This is a genomic window from Marmoricola endophyticus (assembly GCF_014644415.1).
Classification (GTDB): domain Bacteria; phylum Actinomycetota; class Actinomycetes; order Propionibacteriales; family Nocardioidaceae; genus Marmoricola; species Marmoricola endophyticus.
Genome location: NZ_BMKQ01000001.1, coordinates 1968015 through 1985458 on the forward strand (window position 1 = coordinate 1968015; position 17444 = coordinate 1985458).

Below are 17444 nucleotides of genomic sequence, written 5' to 3' on the forward strand. Positions count from 1 at the left end.
TCGCCCAGGTCACATCGCCGAAGACCCTCTGGGAGGGTGGCCGCATGGAGTTCTCGGAGGTCGTCCGGCGCCGACGCATGGTCCGCAGCTTCGACCCCGAGCGCGCGGTGGACGAGGCCGTCGTACGCCGGATGCTCGAGCACGCGACCCGGGCGCCCAGCGCCGGGTTCTCCCAGGGCTGGGCCTTCCTCGTCCTCGACACCCCGGCCGACCGGGAGCGGTTCTGGACCTCCACCGGGATCACCGGCGAGGAGGACAACCGCTGGCTGCGCGGCATGCGCAGCGCCCCGCTGCTGATCGTGGCGCTGTCCTCGAAGGAGGCGTACCTGGACCGGTACGCCGAGGACGACAAGGGCTGGTCGGACCGGGACGAGGCCCGGTGGCCGGTGCCGTACTGGGACGTCGACACCGGCATGGCCAGCCTGCTGATCCTGCAGACCGCGGTGGACGAGGGTCTCGGCGCCTGCTTCTTCGGCATCCCGGCCGACACCGTCGGGGCCTTCGCCGCGGAGTTCGGGGTGCCCGGCACGCACCGACCGGTCGGCGCCATCGCGATCGGGCACCCGGCCGCAGGGGGCGCTCGCGGCTCCGCCGCCAGGCGTACGCGACGTAGGTTGGACGACGTCGTCCACCGAGGGAGCTGGTGAGCCCATGACCGACCGTCCCGACGACCGCCCGAGCGAGCGCGAGCCACGCACCGGCCGCGCCGCGGCGCGCAACCGCGCCGAGCACCAAGCGTCGTACGTCGACCAGCAGGTGCGCCTGGCGATGGCCAGGGGCGACTTCGACGACCTGCCGGGGGCCGGGAAGCCGATCGAGGGTCTCGGCGGGCGGCACGACCCCGACTGGTGGGTCAAGAAGATGGTCGAGCGGGAGCAGGTCAGCGTGCTGCCGCCGGCGCTGGCCCTGCGCCAGGAGGACGCCGATCTGGACGCGACCCTGGACCGAGAGACCGCGGAGAAGGTGGTCCGCGATCTGCTCGAGGACTTCAACCGCCGGGTCGTCGAGGCCCGCCGGCAGCTCCAGGGCGGCCCCCCGGTCATCACGAAGCTGCGCGACGTGGACGCCGAGGTGGCCGCCTGGAAGCAGCGGCGCGGCCGCTAGGGCTGGCTCGGCGGCTCCTCGAGGCGCCACTTCTCGTCGGTGTCGGCGTCGTCGGCCGTCTCCGCCTGGACCGCCGCGAACTCCGCGGTGCTGGCCTCGGCCATCTCCACGGCCTCCTCGTCGTCGACCGCGGCCGGCGGCGAGCCCCACATCTTCATCCCGTTCGGCTCAAGCAGGAACCACACCGCGACGGCGCCGATGACGCCGGCGGCGACGAGGTAGTACCCGGGCCAGTTCAGGTCGCCCGTGGCCTTGACCAGTGCGGCCACCACGGTCGCGGTGGTGCCGGCGAAGATCGAGATCGAGACGTTGAACGCGATCGACAGACCGGCGCCGCGGACCTTGGTCGGGAACAGCGACGGCAGCGTCGAGGGCATCGTGGAGCTGAACAGGATCAGCAGCAGACCCATGATCAGCAGCCCGACCAGCTGCGAGATGAAGGACCCCTGCCGGATCAGCAGGATCATCGGGACGCCGAGCACGATCAGCCCGATCGCACCGGTCCAGGCGATCGGCTTGCGGCCGATCCGGTCCGAGAGCAGCCCGATGTAGGGGATCGAGAGCATGGCGACCACGAGCACGACGATCTGCAGCACCTGAGAGACCGTGTCGCTCTGCCGGTCGGTCTTGGGCAGCGTCTCGGTGAGGTACGTCGGCATGTACGCCGTGAGCATGTAGTTGGTGACGTTCCAGACGATCACCAGGCCGGAGCAGACGAGGACGAACGGCCACAGCCGGGCCAGCTCACCGGCCTCCTGCGCCGCACGGTTCTCCTTCTCCCGCTCCTCGCTCTCCTCCTCCATCGCCCGGAAGGCGGGGGTGTCGGCGAGGCGGCTGCGCAGGTAGATCCCGACGAGACCGAGGGGCAGCGCGAGGAAGAACGGGATCCGCCAGGCCCAGGACTCCAGCTGGTCCTCGGTGGTCAAAGCGCTCACGACCGTCACCATGATCGCGCCCATGAGGTAGCCGGTGAACGTGCCGAACTCCAGCCAGGAGCCGAGGAAGCCGCGCCGGCGGTCGGGGGCGTACTCGGCGATGAAGGTCATCGCATTGCCGTACTCACCGCCGGTGGAGAAGCCCTGGACCAGCCGGCAGGCCAGCAGCAGCAGCGGGGCGGCGAAGCCGATCGAGTTCTGGCTGGGGATCAGGCCGATGGCGAAGGTGCCGAGCGCCATCATGATCATCGTGATGGCGAGCACCTTCGTGCGTCCGATCCGGTCGGCCAGCGGACCGAAGAACATCCCGCCGAAGGGCCGGATGAGGAAGGCCACGGCGAAGGTGCCGAAGGTGGCGATCTGGCGCTGCGACTCGGGCAGGCCCGAGAAGAAGACGGTCTCGATGGTGGTCGCGAAGTACGCGTAGACGCCGAAGTCGTACCACTCGGTGACGTTGCCGATCGCGGCGGCGGCGATCGCCTTCTTGATGATGCCGGACTCGGTGACTGTCACCTCCTCGGCGGACCACGCGCGGGGCTCTTCGGTGGGTACGAGTACGGCCACGGGCCGGACCTTTCGTCGACAGCAGGGAAGTGCCGGGCACGGGTGGACGAGGAGTCCACGAGGCGCCCCCGGGCGGCGCTCAAGACTGCTACCGATCGTTGCCGGCGTCAAACGTCACCCGGTTCGACGGGCACCCGTACGGGGGTCGAGACTGGTCGCGCCATGTCTCCTCAGCCCACCGACCGCGTCCCGCCGGAGGAGGTCTACGCCACCTTCGACCTGGCCCTGCGGATCGGCGAGGTCCTGCAGTCCTCCGGTGCCGGAGCCGGCGACGTGGCGGCGCAGATGAGCAACGTCGCGCTCTCCTGCGGACTGCGCGGGGCCAACGCGGACGTGACCTTCACCGAGCTCGCGATGAGCTACCAGCCGCGGCAGGCCGAGCCGGTGCTGCTGCAGGTCCGGCAGGTGCGCTACCGCGAGACCGACTACGGCGACCTGACCTCCGTGGACCACCTGGTGCGCGACCTCGCCGAGGGCCGGATCGACCGCGAGGAGGCCGCTCAGCGCCTGAACCGGATCGTCTCCACGGGGCGCACCCGGCCGCGCTGGGCGACCACGGCGGGCTCCGGCCTCGTCGGCGGTGGTCTGGCGGTGCTCCTCGGCGGCAGCTGGCTGGTCATCCTCCTGGCCCTGGGGACCGCGGTCGGCATCGACGTGCTGCAGCGCCGGATGGCGCGCCGCCGGCTGCCGGCGTTCTACCGCCAGGTGGCAGGCGGGCTGTTCGCCACGATGGTCGTCGTCGGCGTCGTCGCTCTGGGGGTCGACCTCAGCCCCTCCCGGCTGGTCACGTCGAGCATCATCGTGCTGCTGGCCGGCGTGAACTTCCTCGGCGCCATCCAGGACGCGCTGACCGGCTACCCCGTGACCGCGGGCGCCCGGATCCTCGAGGCCCTGATGTCGACCGCGGGCGTGATCGCGGGCGTCTCCGGAGGGTTCCAGGTGGCCGGCGTGCTCGGCGTCGACCTCGGTCCGGTGCGCTCGGAGGTGCTGGGCCTGGCACCGGCGCCGATCTCGATCCTGGGGGGCGCGATCACCGCCGGCGCCTCGGCGTACGCCGCGTACGCCCCGCTGCGCTCGGTCGCACCGATCGCCGTGATCGGCGGCGCTGCCATCGCCGTCTACCAGCTCGCGCTGGACAACGCCCTCGGGGCGCCGTGGTCGGCGGCCCTGGCCGCGCTGCTGGTCGGGCTGGTCGCGTTCGCTGTCGCCGCCCGGGTCCGGATCCCTGCCCTGGTCGTGGTGGTCACCGGCATCATCCCGCTGCTGCCCGGTCTCTCGATCTACCGCGGGCTGATCGACCTGACGACGGGCGGCAACGGGATCTTCTCGATGGCCAGCGCCGCCACCATCTCGATCGCACTGTCGTCCGGCGCGATCCTCGGCGAGTACCTCGCCCAGCCGCTGCGGCGCGAGGCGCACCGGCTGGAGAACCGGCTCGCCGGGCCGCGGCTGGTCGGGCCGCTCTCGGTGCGTGCGGTCCGCCGGCGGCGCAAGCCGAAGCAGCCCACCGCGGAGTGAGGGCTCAGCCCTTCGGCGTCGGCTGGTCGTCGTCGCGGGGTCCGAAGACGCCGATCCGGTCCAGCACCTCGTCGGCCAGGCCGGTGCCCCACGCCCGCAGCTGGGTGCGCGAGCGCCGGGAGAAGGCCGCCCGGAACAGCTCGTACGGCGCCACCCGGTCGACCAGCTCGGCCGCCCGGCTCTGCGCGATCGCGTCCACGACCGGCTGCCAGTAGCGCTCGGCGGGACGGTCCAGCCCGAGAGCCTCGTGCAGGTCGGCCAGGTGAGTGGCGATGTCGTACACGACCGGCGCGCGCTTGACGTCCTCCAGCAGCGAGGCCACGACCGCCTCCTGGTTGCGGGCCAGCTCGGCGGTCAGGTCGAGCACGGACCGGCCGCGCCGCTCGACGACGTGCCGCGCGGTCCACTCCGGGCCGGGTGCGCCCTCGGTACGCCCGCTGACCGTGTCCGCCGGACCGCCGGCGAGGTGGGCCAGCACGTCGCGCACGCTCCACTCGGGCGTGCCGGGGACGAACGCCGAGAGCTCCTCGGGCGTGAGGCGTCGGGCCAGCTCCGTCACCGCGGCCACGTGGTCGCGGTACAGCTGGCCCCAGTCCGTGCCCCGGTCGCCTCCTGAGTCCTGCACGGGGCGACCCTACTGCGGTGTCATCGGTGGTGCCGTGTGCGTCCGGGCGGCCGCGCGGTGCGACCACGGCGAGGCGTCTCGCCACGCCTCGCCCAGGTCGGTGCGCTGGCCGTCCCCCCAGAACCGCGGCAGGCCACGGGCCTCGTTGAGGGCGGCGGCGACCGCCAGGAGCGTGCTGGCCAGCCCGCGGCGTCGCGCCTGCGGAGCGACGTAGATCTGGTCGACCTCGCCCGAGCGCGGGTACCACCGGACGGCGGCGAGCTGATCCGTGCCGGTGACCGGCGGGTCACCGTGCCCGCCGCCCGCGCGCAGGCTCCACGCCGGTACGTCGTGGCCGGAGAAGACCATCACGGTGCTGGCCGGGGGCGAGGCCGCCGGCTCCGGCACCTCGACGAACCAGGGGGCGTCGTACGTCGTGCGCGAGCCGCCGTGCACCTCGACCGCGACGATGGCGCCGTCGTCGTACGTCACGACGACCCGCGGGCTGTCCGCCACCCGCTCCGCCGCCCGGTCGACCGGGAGCTCGACGACCTGATCCGCAGGGGTCGGCCCGTCGGCTCGTACGAGTGCGAACCAGGCCACGGACCCGTCGGATCGCAGCGCCCGGCACCGCCACCAGTCGGACGCCCGGTCCCCCGTCACCGGGTCAGACCCGCGTACGCCGTCGGGACACCACCGTCACGAGACCTCCGGCGGCGACCAGACCCGCGGCGACGCCCAGCAGGGCGGCCTCGGGTCCACCGGTGTCGGGCAGGTTCCCCGTCGCCGGTGTCGCCGTGTCGACGGCGGAGGAGGTGGCGGTGCGAGCCGCGGCGACCGAGCCCCCGCCGGAGGACGGGGTGGAGGGGGTGGAGGGGGTCGCCGGCGCCGCCGGCGTGCCGACCTGCACCGAGACCCGGCCGGTGGCGCTGCCGTTGGCGGTGGTGAAGGTGTAGGCGAAGGTGTCGACCCCGGAGAAGCCCGCCTGCGGCACGTACCGGACGACCGGCCCGCCCACGATCGCGGCCGTCCCCGCACCGCCACCGGAGGCGACGAACGACGCGGTGCCGTGGCCGGGAGCCGTGGACACGCTGTAGTCGGTCAGCGGCGCACCGTTGCCGTCGTCGTCGTTGGCGAGCACGTCGACGTCGACCGGCGCGCCCACCTCCGTCGTGGCCTCGTCGCCGGACGCGCGCGGTGGCGTGCCGTTGTCGGTGACCACCAGGTCGCTGCCCTGGCACGGGATGTCGATGTCGAGCCCGGGGATGGTCCCCCCGCCGGTGCAGCTCTCGACCGACACGGCGGGGCCCGCGACGAGGCCGGCGTTGGCGCCCTGCTGCGTTGCGGTGACCGTGCCGCCCTGCGGGCCGGTGACGTAGCCGTCGCAGAAGCTCGAGCCGTCGGCGCCGGCGGTCCCGGTGGTGCAGGTCTGCGGGTCGCCGCCGTTGGTGAACGTCACGGTGAGCTCCGTGCCGGCCGTCGTCGTGCCCTCCGGCACGTAGGCACCACTGGCGATCTGGACGCCGACGCGGTACTTGCCGGTGCCGAAGTCGGGTGCCGGGGCGGCCAGCGCGCGCACGTCGCCCTCGTCGTCGGCGGCCCCGGAATCGTCCGACGGGGTGGCTGCGGGGGTGGGCGTGGCCGACGGCGCGTCGTCGGCGGCGTCGTTCTCGCGCGGGTCCTGGTCGTCCCCCGGCTGCGTGACCTCGGCGGACGGGTCCGCCGTCGGGTCGGCGTCGCCGGTCGGACTCGGGCCCGGGCTCGGGCTCGCCGGCGACGTCTGCTCGGCACCGGGGGCCGGGGTCACCTCGTCGGTCACGGGACCCGTGGTGCTCTCGACGCCCGACCCGTCCGCGTCGTCGGCCAGGGCGGCCGAGGGAGCGCCGACGAGGACCAGCACGCCCAGCGTCGAGGCCGCGGCGAGGACCCTGCGGCGGGTGCGGCGGGAGGTACGTGGAGCGGCGGTCATCATCGATCTCCGGCTGGTACGGGCGCAGGTCGCGCCGAGGGGGGAGGACTCGCGCAGACTAGGGTCGCTCGGCGAGGAGCGAGGGCGAATGGCGCCCTGTCTAGCCCGCCAGCTCAGGCCGCGTCGGCCCCGGCCGGCTGTGCCGGCTCGAGCGTGGGCCGCGGCGTCGGACCGGCGATCTGGGTGAGAGTGCCGGCCAGGTGGTGCAGGTGGCGTACGACCGGCTCCTCGTCGCGCCCGGTGGAGCGCTCGAACAGGGCACGGTCCCCCGCGCGCACCTCCTGCCCCGCTTCCGGTGCCGCCGCCCCCACGCCGACGCTGGTGAGCTCCTCCGCGGCGTGCGCCAGGGCGCGGGCCGCCGGGGCCACCTCGACGTCGGGGACGGGGCGGCGCTGCAGCGCGAGGCTGAGCGCCCGGCACTGCGAGACCGCCGCGACGTAGAGCTGCAGCCGGCGGCGCGAGGACGTGCTGGAGTTGCCGGGGATCAGCGGCCGCACCAGTGGCCGGTAGACGAGCGTCAGCCGCCGGGCGTGGTCGTCGAGCGTCCGGGTGAGCGCGTCGAGGTCGACGCGCGCGCCGTCGGCGTACGCCGCCGCGCCCTGCAGCATCTCGCTCATCGCCGTGAGCAGCTCGTCACGCGCCGCGCGCACCGTGTCCCGGGTGGACAGCGGGGTGAACAGCAGCGCGACCGCGACGCCGGCGATCGCACCGACCGCGGTCTCCCCGAGCCGCAGCGCGAGCAGCGAGTCGCTGAAGGTCCCGAGCACGGTGTAGAGCTGCCCCAGCAGCACCGTGATGAAGAAGGTCATCGCGGCGTACGACACCTTCTGCAGGTAGAAGGCCAGGAAGATCGAGACCAGGATGGCGGCGAAGATCGCGGGGGTGTGCCCGATGGTCACGTGCGCCAGGCCGATCGCGGCAGCGATCCCGACCAGCGTCCCGCCGACGCGCGCCGCGCCCTTGAGGAACGTCTCCGAGCGGGTGCCGGTGCCGGTGAACGTCACGAAGGCGGCGATCACCGCCCAGTAGTAGCGCTGCGGCGAGAGCAGCGTGCCGGCAGCGATCGCGATGACGCCGGCGATGGTGACCTGGACGGCCTGGCGAGTGCTCATCGACAGGCCGAGCAGCGGGTTGAACCTGCCACCCCTGGGTCGTACGTCCCGGGCGACCGCCGGCGACCCCGCGAGGCCGCCGAAGACGAGTCCGGTGGCCGCCTCGAACTCCTCCTCGCCGGGGTCGACCTCGGGCGGGCTGGCCGAGGCGACGTCGAACTCGAGGAACTCGCGGACGGCGTGCGCGAGGTGCAGCGCCGGCCACCAGCCGCTGTCGTCGTCGGCGTGTCGGCCGACGAGCCGGTCGCGTACCGCCTCGCCGTCGTCCTGCAGACGGCACGCGGCGGCCACGGCCGCCAGGTCCCGCCGCGCGGCGAGGTGGTCCAGCACGGTCCAGCCCCCCTCGACCAGGCGCGGGTCGGCGCCGCGGAGCGTGACCGCGGCCCCCGCGAACCGGTCGACCGCCTGCTGGGTCTCCAGCAGGCGCCGCCGCAGCGCGCTCGCCGACCAGCCCTCGGGCACGGCCCCACGCTCGGCCGACCAGGCCTCGGCCAGCAACGAGGTGCTCGCCATCGCCGCCTGGGCGTCCTGGAGCCGACGCATCGCCCTGCCCCGCCGATCGGTGCCCTCGGTGGTCTCGAGCAGGTCGGCGGCCCGCCGGGCGACGCTGCGGCCGGTGGTGAAGAAGGCCGCGAGCGTCGTCTTGAGCACCGCACGGGGGTTGGTGCGGAAGACGGTGGTGCTCAGCAGCAGCACCCACGCCGTCGAGGCCACCGCCGCGACCAGCAGCTCGGGTACGAGGTCCAGCGTCGCGCGGAGAAAGGTCGCGAAGAAGAACCCCATCCAGCCCATGAAGCCGTAGAAGAACCAGGACAGCCCGAAGCGGCGGACGTAGACCGCCAGGAAGAGCGTCACGGCGAAGCCGATCACCTGGTAGAGCTCGCGGCCGGCGGTGAACGTCGCGGGGATCACCCCCACGGCCACGGCGACCGGGAAGAAGACGGCCGTCTTGACCTTGCCCCAGGTGTCGGTGCCGTTGAGCGCGTTGGCGCCCAGCATCGCGACCACGGCCCCGAACATCGCGGCGACGAAGCCCGCTTGGCCCTCGTACCCGAGGAGCGCACCGATGCCGAGCTGCACCGGGATCGCCGTCCCGACGCTGACGACGGCGGCGAGCGCGCCCCGCAGGCGGCCGAGACCCGGGTCGGAGACCCGGAACCGGTCACGGACCTCCACCAGCAGCCAGAGCGTCCGCCGCCACGGCCCGGGGGCTGCGTGGCGGGGAGCGGACGATGACATGGCTTCCATCATCCCCTGTCGGTGCCCCGTTTCACAGTCCGGAGAGTGAGACCTCCGTCCCGGGATCTGGGACGGAGGTGTCTGGTGATCCTGTGACCAGCACCGTGGACCGCCCCGGGCCGGCGTCCGTCTCCGACGCCCGGCGATGGGGGATGCTCGCCGCCGGCACCTTCGCCCAGGCCGGCTCCGCGGTCGCGATCCACGGGCCGGCGTTCCTCATCCCGACGCTGCACCGCGAGCTCGGGTACAGCCTGGCCGCCGCCGGCGCGGTCGCCGCCGCACCGACGGTCGGTGTGATGGTCACCCTGGTCGCCTGGGGACTCTTCGTCGACCGCTACGGCGAGCGGCTCGCGCTGGGCCTCGGACTCGCGGGCACGGCCGCCTGCTCCGTCCTCGCCGTGCTCACCCGCGACCGGATCGGGCTGCTCGTCGTCGCGATCGGGCTGGCCGGCGCGTTCGCGGCGAGCAGCAACGCCGCGAGCGGGCGGGTCGTCGTGGGCTGGTTCCCGCCCGAGAGGCGCGGCCTGGCGATGGGCATCCGGCAGATGGCCCAGCCGATGGGCGTCGGGATCGGCGCCGTGGGGATCGCGGTGATCGCCGAGTCGTACGGCGTCGCGTCCGCGCTCTGGCTGCCGGCCGCGATCACGGCGCTCGGTGTGGTCGCCGTGCTCCTGACCGTCATCGACCCGCCCAGGCCGGACCGGCGTACGACGCGGGTCGCGAACCCGTACCGCGAGGACGCCTACCTCGCCCGCGTGCACGGCGTCTCGATGCTCCTGGTCGTCCCGCAGTTCCTGGTGTGGACGTTCTCGCTGGCCTGGCTGGTCGACGACCGGGGCTGGTCCGCCGGCGCCGCCGGCGCTGTCGTCGCGGTGGCGCAGGTCGTCGGTGCGCTCGGGCGGATCGCCGTCGGCGCCTGGTCCGACCGGGCGGGTGGGCGGATGGGGCCGCTGCGCCTGGTCGCCGTGGGAGCCGCCGCGAGCATGCTCCTGCTCGGCCTCACGGCCGGGCTCGACTGGGCCGTCGCCGTCGCACTGATGGTGGTCGCGACCGCGGTGACCGTCGCCGACAACGGCCTGGCCTTCACCGCCGTCGCCGAGCGAGCCGGTCCCTTCTGGTCGGGCCGGGCGCTCGGGCTGCAGAACACGGGCCAGTTCCTCGTCGCCTCCGCCGTCCCGCCGGTCACCGGCCTGGCCGTCGCCGGCTGGGGCTACCCGGCCGCCTTCGCCGCCGCCGCCGTCTTCCCGCTGCTGGCGATCGCGCTGGTGCCGGTGCGCGACGAGGCGCCGCCGAGCTGACCCGACCCGGACGGCCCTGTCGGCGCTCGCGCCTAGCGTCACGGCCATGGATCTGCACCTCGCCGGACACCGCGCCCTCGTCACCGCCTCCACCGGAGGCATCGGCGCCGCGATCGCCCGCTCGTTGGCCGCGGAGGGAGTGCGCGTCCTCGTCCAGGGTCGCTCCGCGGAGGCGGCCGGCCGCCTGGCTGCCGAGATCGGCGGCGAGGCACTCCCCGGCGACCTGACCTCGCCCGGAGCCGCCGAAGACGTGGGGCGTCGGGCCGCCGAGCGCGGCGTCGACGTCCTCGTGCACAACCTCGGCCCGTTCGCCGAGCACACCTGGGACGACGCGACCGCCGCGGACTGGAGGGCGTCCTACGACGGCAACGTCGTCAGCCTGGTGCGGCTGCTGCAGCCGCTGCTGCCCTCCCTGTCCGCCCGCGGCTGGGGCCGGGTGGTGACCATCGGCAGCCGAGCGGCGACGACGCCGCTGCCGACGATGGTGGAGTACTCCGCCGCCAAGGCCGCCGTCGTCAACCTCACCAGCAGCCTCGCCCAGCACCTGGCGGGGACCGGCGTGACGGCCAACGTCGTGAGCCCGGGCGTCATCGCCACGCCGGGCCTGCGGGAGATGTTCGCCGACGACCCCTCGCGAGAGGCGTCGTACGCCCCCAACCCGGCGGGGCGCCTCGGCACGCCCGAGGACGTCGCCGCGGCGGTGACGTTCGTGTGCAGCCCCGTCGCCGACTACGTCAACGGCACCGAGCTCCGCGTCGACGGCGGGATCAGCCCACTCGCCTGACGGACCTCGTCTAGTGGGGCAACCCGCGCCGGTCGAGGACCTGCCGGTGCATCGCGTGCAGCTCTGCTGCGGCGTCCTCGGTCCGCGCCGAGGAGCGGGCCGCCACCGGGTCGAGGTGCTGCGCGAGGTCGGCCATGCGGTCCGGGTCCAGACCCCACTCGGCGGCGCCCTGCCGGCTGCGCCGGCCCGTCAGGTCGGGCAGCCGGAAGACCGGGGCGGAGCCGCGCGACGGCACCCGGGTGACCACGGGCTCCTTGCCCTCGGCGCCGGCCTCGAGCTCGAGCGCCCGCAGCACGGAGGCGGCGTACGCGTCGTGACCCGGGGCGGTCGGGTGGAAGGACTCCTCCAGCGGCAGGGAGACGCCGTGGATCCAGGGCTCGTCGTCGCAGACCGCGTGGCCGCTGAACGAGTCCCGCACCGGCGCGAACCCGAAGCCGGCCGCGTCGCTCAGGCTGCGCACCAGCGCGTCGATCTCGTCGGCGACGGCGTTGAGCCGCTCGATCTCCGAGCGGGTGAAGAACGTGACGAGCTGGCAGTCCTCGGCGGCGAACAGGCGCGGGTACCCGGTCACGACGACCGTCGCCTCCGGCGCCCGGTCGCGGACCTCGCCGTAGAGCAGGCGCAGCCGGTCGGGCAGCTCCTCGCGCAGCACCCGCAGCGCACGGTCGATGTCGTCGGTCGAGTCGTTGAGCCAGGCCGGTGACGCGGCGGCGACCAGGACGGGGGTGAACCCGATGTCGTTGCCGCCGATGGTGAGGGTGACCCATCCGGTCTCGGCGCTCAGTGCGGCGAGCTGGGTCTCGCGCACGTCGGCGACCGTCGCCCCGATGCAGGCGGCGTACGACAGGTCGGCACCGGCCGCGCGCGCCACGCGTACGGGGTAGCCGCGCTCTGCGCGCCAGCAGGTGTCGACGCGATCGCCGCCACCGACGCCGGCGGCGTAGGAGTCCCCGAGGGCGACGTACGTGCTCATCCGCGCAGCGCCTCCCGGATCCGGCCCGCCACGAGGTCCAGCCAGGGCCGGGCCTGCTCGGGCGAGGACAGGAAGTAGTGGTCGGCGTGCGGCACCACGTGGTGCTCGGTCGCGACGCCGGCCTCGGCCAGCCGGGCGGCGTAGGCGTCGCCCTCGGCGCGCAGCAGGTCGTGCTCGGCGGTCAGGACGAGGGCGGGAGGCAGACCCTCGAGCCGGCCGGCGAGCAGCGGGGAGGCGTACGCCTCGGCGCGGCGCGAAGCGTCGGTGAAGTAGGTCTGCCGCACGCTCGCGATCAGACCCGGCGTGATCATCGACCGCGCGCCGGTGACGGTGCGCTTGGCGTCGTCGGCGACGTCGGTCGAGGGGACGCCGAGGACCTGCAGCACCGGGGTGACGCTGCCCGCGTCACGGGCCTGCAGGGCGGCGGACGCGGCGAGGTTGCCACCGGACGAGAACCCGCCGACCGACACCGGTTCGTCCCACTCGCCCGCTGCCCAGAGCACGGCGTCGTGCACCTGCTCGTGCGCGACCGGGTAGCGGACCTGCGGTGCCACGCGGTAGTCGGGCAGGACGACCCGGCACCCGGCCTCGGCGGCGACGAAGCGGGCGAGGAAGTCGTCCATGCTCGGGTAGCGCATCATGAACGCGCCACCGTGCAGGTGGACGTGGGTGCCGCGGGCTGCGGGCGCCTCGTAGACCCAGGCGGGGATCCGGCCGTGGCGGGTCCCCAGTCGCACCCGGCGGCGCGGCAGGTCGGCCCCGGCCAGCGTCAGGCCGCGGCCGTAGCGGACGAACAGCGGCGCGAGCTTCTGGTTCACCCAGGCCGACGCGTCGGCGGACAGCGACATGCAGGCATCATGCCCGGGTGCCCCGACAGGTCCCCCGCTCCACGAACAGGGAGACCGACCGGGAGATCCTGCGGCTCGGATTCCCCGCCCTGCTCGCTCTCGTGGCCGAGCCGCTGTTCCTGCTGGCCGACTCGGCCGTGGTCGGCCACCTCGGCACGGCACCCCTCGCCGGCCTCGGCATCGCCGGCGCCGTGCTGCAGACGCTGGTCAACCTGTGCGTGTTCCTCGCGTACGGCACGACCGCGGCGGTCGCGCGACGCCTGGGGGCCGGCGACCTGCGCGGCGCGCTCGCGCAGGGGCTGGACGGGACCTGGCTCGCGGTGACGATCGGGATCGTCGTGACGGCGGTCGGCGCGGGGCTCGCCGAGCCGCTGGTCGCACTGCTCGGCGCTCACGGGGACGTGGCGGAGCAGGCGACGACCTACCTGCGGATCGCCGCGTTCGGCGCCGTCCCGCTGCTGGTGATGCTGGCGACGACCGGGATCCTGCGCGGCGTCCAGAACACCCGTACGCCCCTCGTGGTCGCGGTCGCGGGCAACCTGCTCAACGTCGTGCTCAACGTGGCGCTCGTCTATGGCCTGGACCTCGGGATCGCGGGCTCCGCGATCGGGTCGGTCGTGGCGCAGGTGCTCTCGGCCGCGGCCCTGCTGGCAGTCGTCGTCAGGGTCGCCCGTCGCGAGGGCGCGTCCCTGCGGCCGCGGTGGCTCGGCGTCCGCGCCTCGGCCGGCGCCGGGGTGCCGCTGGTCGTCCGCACGCTGACGCTGCGTGCCGCGCTGCTCGTCACGACGTACGCGGTCGCCACCGCCGCGACCGGTCGGGCCTCCGAGGTCGATCTCGCCACCCACCAGCTGGCGACGACGGTGTGGGGCTTCCTCGTCTTCGTCCTCGACGCGGTCGCGATCGCCGCGCAGGCGCTGACCGGCAAGGCGCTGGGCGAGGGCGACGTGGCGTCCGTACGACGGCTCACCGACCGGATGGTGCGCTGGGGCTGGGTGTCCGGCATCGGCACCGGCGTGCTGCTGGCCGCCGTGAGCCCGTTCCTGGGTGCGCTGTTCACCCCGGACCCCGAGGTGCGCTCGCTGCTCGTCCCCGTGCTGCTGGTCGCGGCGCTCGGCCAGCCGGTCGCCGGGGTGGTGTTCGTGCTCGACGGGGTCCTGATCGGCGCCGGCGACGGGAAGTACCTCGCGGTGGCGGGGACCGTGGTGCTGGTCGTCTACGCACCGGTGGTGCTGGCGCTCGCGGCTCTCGGGCTCGGCGACCTGGTGCTGGTCTGGGTGGCCTTCGCGGCCGTGTTCATGGGAGCACGGCTGGTCGTCCTGCTGGCACGGGCGCGCGGCACTCGCTGGATGGTCACCGGCGCCTGATCGGCCCCTGGGGGTGCCCCGGAGCACGGGTTACTCGCCGGTAGTATTCGGCTCGACCCTTCTCCCCGGCCGACGGCTCGGTGTCCGGCCACCTAGGCTGCCCCTCGCATGCCCCCCGCGTCGGGGACGGTGCCGGCAGTCCGACAGGAGCAGTTTGATGGTGCAGCTACTCGCCCAGATCATCTCGATCGGCATCGCCGTCGTGGGGACGACGATGTTCGTCCTCGCGATCCGGAAGATGATCGGCGTCTTCGGCATCGGCCAGAGCGCCCACCGCACGAACCGGCCGGTCCGGCGCGGCGTCACGCTGCTCAAGGAGTCCTTGGGCCACACCCGGATGCTGCAGTGGACCTGGGTCGGCGCCGGCCACTGGTTCATCATGGTCGGCTTCGGCCTGCTGTTCTTCACCCTCGTCACGGCGTTCGGCCAGCTGTTCAGCCCGGACTTCGCGCTGCCGGTCATCGGCCGCTGGTTCATCTGGGAGTGGCTGACCGAGGCGGTCACCGCGGTCATGCTGGTCGCGATCGTCGCCTTCATCGGCTACCGCGCCACCCGACCCAAGGAGCGGGTACGTGGCCCCCGCGGGCGGTTCTTCGGCTCGACGATGTGGTGGGGCTACTTCGTCGAGGCCGTGATCCTGCTGGTCGGGCTGTGCATCGTGCTGCTGCGCGGCGCGGAGTACGCGATCGCGAAGTTCGGCGACCACCCCGACCACGCGTCGTACATCCACTTCCCGCTGTCGTACCCGATCGGCCAGGCGCTCGACGGGCTCTCGGAGACGACCGTCGCGAACATCATCTTCGTCACCGCGACGGTGAAGATCCTCGTGTCGTTCGTCTGGATGATCACCATCTCGCTGACCCCGACGATGGGCACGGCGTGGCACCGCTTCCTCGCCTTCTTCAACATCTTCCTCAAGCGCGACGCCGACGGGCGTACGGCGCTGGGCGCGCTGCAGCCGATGACCTCGAACGGCGAGGCGATCAACTTCGAGGACCTCGAGGAGATGGACGAGGACACCGTCCTCGGCGTCGGCTCGGTCGAGGACTTCTCCTGGAAGGGCATCCTCGACTTCACGACCTGCACCGAGTGCGGTCGCTGCCAGAGCCAGTGCCCCGCGTGGAACACCGACAAGCCGCTCTCGCCCAAGCTGCTGATCACGGCGATGCGCGACCACGCCCACGCCAAGGCGCCGTACCTCCAGACGCCCGAGGGCGAGCGCGAGGAGCTGCTGACCGGCAACACCGCCCTGGCCACCGAGGCCGAGCGCCCGCTGGTCGGCGACACCGGCGACGAGTGGTTCTACATGCCCGAGTCGGGTGCCGCGGTCATCGACTCCGATGTGCTGTGGAACTGCACGTCGTGCGGTGCCTGCGTGCAGCAGTGCCCCGTGGACATCGAGCACGTCGACCACATCGTCGACATGCGGCGCTACCAGGTGCTGGTGGAGTCCAACTTCCCCGCCGAGCTCAACGGCCTGTTCAAGGGCCTGGAGAACAAGGGCAACCCGTGGAACATGTCCGCCTCCGCACGGATGGACTGGGCCAAGGATCTGCCCTTCGACGTCAAGGTCGTCGGCGAGGACGTCGAGAGTCTCGACGAGGTCGACTGGCTGTTCTGGGTCGGCTGCGCCGGGGCGTACGAGGACCGCGCGAAGAAGACCACCCGTGCCGTCGCCGAGCTGCTCGACATGGCCGGCGTCTCCTTCGGCGTGCTCGGCAACGGCGAGACCTGCACCGGTGACCCGGCGCGACGTGCCGGCAACGAGTTCGTCTTCCAGGGCCTGGCCACGCAGAACGCTGAGACGTTCAAGGAGTACAAGGTCAAGAAGGTCGTCTCGACCTGCGCCCACTGCTTCAACACGCTGAAGAACGAGTACTCCGAGTTCGGCGTCGAGCTCGAGGTCGTCCACCACACCCAGCTGCTCAACCGGCTGGTGCGGGAGAAGAAGCTGACCCCGGTCGCCGCCCAGGGCGGGACGCGGTCGGTGACGTACCACGACCCCTGCTACCTGGGGCGGCACAACCAGGTGTACTCGCCCCCGCGCGAGCTGCTCGACGTCATCCCCGACGCGAACTTCGTCGAGATGCCCCGCAACTCCGAGAAGTCCTTCTGCTGCGGCGCCGGCGGCGCGCGCATGTGGATGGAGGAGAACATCGGCGAGCGGATCAACATCAACCGTACGAAGGAGGCCGTCGACACCGGCGCCGACCAGATCGCCGTGGGCTGCCCCTTCTGCCGCGTGATGCTCTCCGACGGACTCACCATGGAGCAGTCCAAGGGCGACGCCCGCGAGGAGGTCGAGGTCCTCGACGTCGCGCAGATGCTGCTCGCCTCGATCAAGGGCGAGGCGCCGAAGAAGGCGCCCGAGAAGCCGGCCGCGAAGAAGGCGGACAAGAAGGCGGAGGCGAAGGCGGCTCCGACCGCCGAGGACACCAAGGACGAGCCCGAGGCCGGAGACACGACCCAGACCGAGGACACCGTCACCGACACCGAAGACGTCGGCCCCCTGGCCAAGGCCTCGGGCGGCACGTCGCTCTTCGACGACGCCCCTGCCGACGACGAGGCCGGGCCCGACGCCGACGAGAAGCCGGCCGGGCAGAAGTCCGGCGGCTCCCTGTTCGACGAGGGCGACGAGGAGCCCGAGGCGAAGACGGAGGAGAAGACCGAGCAGAAGCCGGCGGAGGAGAAGTCCGGCGGCGGCTCGCTGTTCGACCTCGGCGGCGACTCCAGCGCCGAGGCCGAGCCGCAGAAGGCGGAGCCCGCGCCCGAGGAGAAGGCCGAGGAGGTGGTCGAGCCCGACGCGAGCGCAGCGAGCGAGGACGACGAGACCACCGACAGCGCACCTGCCGACGCCGGCGACTCTTTCGGCAGCGGCTCGCTGTTCGACCTCGGCGGCGACGACTCGACCGAGCCCGAGCCGGCCGCGGACAAGCCGGAGGACACCGCCGGCGACTCCACCACCGACGAGAACGTCGACCGCACCGAGGACGACGCCGACACCTCCACCGAGACCGACGAGGCCGAGGACGAGGCCGAGCCGAAGACGGAGGCGGTCGAGCCGGACGCGAGCGCAGCGAGCAAGGACGACGAGACCACCGACACCCAGGCAACCGCCCCAGCCCCCGCCAC

14 protein-coding genes are annotated in these 17444 nt (G+C 73.3%); 7 read left to right on the forward strand and 7 right to left on the reverse strand.

Annotated elements, in window-relative coordinates:
- Positions 1-44 precede the first annotated feature (44 nt).
- Positions 45-647 (forward strand): nitroreductase family protein, encoded by a 603-nt coding sequence (locus IEX42_RS09625; RefSeq protein ID WP_188779576.1) that lies wholly within the window; start codon positions 45-47, stop codon positions 645-647.
- A 4-nt stretch (positions 648-651) separates the two neighbouring features.
- Complete coding sequence (locus IEX42_RS09630; RefSeq protein WP_188779577.1) at positions 652-1104, forward strand: DnaJ family domain-containing protein; 453 nt, start codon at positions 652-654, stop codon at positions 1102-1104.
- Here the strand turns inward: IEX42_RS09630 and IEX42_RS09635 are convergent.
- Entirely contained in the window at positions 1101-2552 is a 1452-nt protein-coding gene (locus IEX42_RS09635) for an MFS transporter (RefSeq protein WP_229660752.1), read from the reverse strand. The two genes, IEX42_RS09630 and IEX42_RS09635, sit on opposite strands and share 4 nt — an antisense overlap.
- Positions 2553-2765: 213 nt before the next feature.
- Here IEX42_RS09635 and IEX42_RS09640 point away from each other — a divergent pair, with 213 nt between their 5' ends.
- Positions 2766-4121 carry a threonine/serine exporter family protein gene (locus IEX42_RS09640; RefSeq protein WP_188779579.1) on the forward strand — a complete coding sequence of 452 codons (1356 nt, stop codon included), beginning with the start codon at positions 2766-2768 and terminating at the stop codon, positions 4119-4121.
- A gap of 4 nt (positions 4122-4125) precedes the next feature.
- Here the strand turns inward: IEX42_RS09640 and IEX42_RS09645 are convergent, their stop codons facing one another.
- From IEX42_RS09645 to IEX42_RS09660, 4 genes are all read right to left on the reverse strand, one after another.
- Positions 4126-4746, reverse strand: coding sequence for a maleylpyruvate isomerase N-terminal domain-containing protein (locus IEX42_RS09645; protein ID WP_188779580.1), 621 nt, complete (start codon positions 4744-4746; stop codon positions 4126-4128).
- Positions 4747-4755: 9 nt separating this feature from the next.
- Positions 4756-5328, reverse strand: a complete 573-nt coding sequence (locus IEX42_RS09650; RefSeq protein WP_188779581.1) for a GNAT family N-acetyltransferase — start codon at positions 5326-5328, stop codon at positions 4756-4758.
- A 64-nt stretch (positions 5329-5392) separates the two neighbouring features.
- A complete protein-coding gene (locus tag IEX42_RS09655; protein WP_188779582.1) occupies positions 5393-6694 on the reverse strand; it encodes an Ig-like domain-containing protein in 1302 nt (433 codons plus the stop codon).
- A 113-nt stretch (positions 6695-6807) separates the two neighbouring features.
- Positions 6808-9045: an FUSC family protein gene (locus IEX42_RS09660; protein ID WP_188779583.1), complete on the reverse strand. Its 2238-nt coding sequence runs from the start codon at positions 9043-9045 to the stop codon at positions 6808-6810.
- Between the two features lie 92 nt (positions 9046-9137).
- Between IEX42_RS09660 and IEX42_RS09665 the strand changes: the two genes are divergently transcribed.
- Both IEX42_RS09665 and IEX42_RS09670 read left to right on the forward strand, forming a co-directional pair.
- Entirely contained in the window at positions 9138-10343 is a 1206-nt protein-coding gene (locus IEX42_RS09665; RefSeq protein WP_229660753.1) for an MFS transporter, read from the forward strand.
- Positions 10344-10389: 46 nt separating this feature from the next.
- Positions 10390-11127: an SDR family NAD(P)-dependent oxidoreductase gene (locus tag IEX42_RS09670; RefSeq protein ID WP_188779584.1), complete on the forward strand. Its 738-nt coding sequence runs from the start codon at positions 10390-10392 to the stop codon at positions 11125-11127.
- Positions 11128-11137: 10 nt separating this feature from the next.
- Here IEX42_RS09670 and IEX42_RS09675 read toward each other — a convergent pair whose 3' ends face one another.
- Positions 11138-12100, reverse strand: coding sequence for an SGNH/GDSL hydrolase family protein (locus tag IEX42_RS09675; protein WP_188779585.1), 963 nt, complete (start codon positions 12098-12100; stop codon positions 11138-11140).
- Positions 12097-12948 (reverse strand): alpha/beta hydrolase, encoded by an 852-nt coding sequence (locus IEX42_RS09680; RefSeq protein ID WP_188779586.1) that lies wholly within the window; start codon positions 12946-12948, stop codon positions 12097-12099. Before IEX42_RS09680 ends, IEX42_RS09675 begins: the two co-directional genes overlap by 4 nt.
- Before the next feature lie 17 nt (positions 12949-12965).
- Between IEX42_RS09680 and IEX42_RS09685 the strand changes: the two genes are divergently transcribed.
- Positions 12966-14312: an MATE family efflux transporter gene (locus IEX42_RS09685; protein WP_188779587.1), complete on the forward strand. Its 1347-nt coding sequence runs from the start codon at positions 12966-12968 to the stop codon at positions 14310-14312.
- Between the two features lie 157 nt (positions 14313-14469).
- Positions 14470-17444 (forward strand): heterodisulfide reductase-related iron-sulfur binding cluster (locus IEX42_RS09690; RefSeq protein ID WP_229660754.1); only part of this gene is annotated, 2975 nt, incomplete at its 3' end.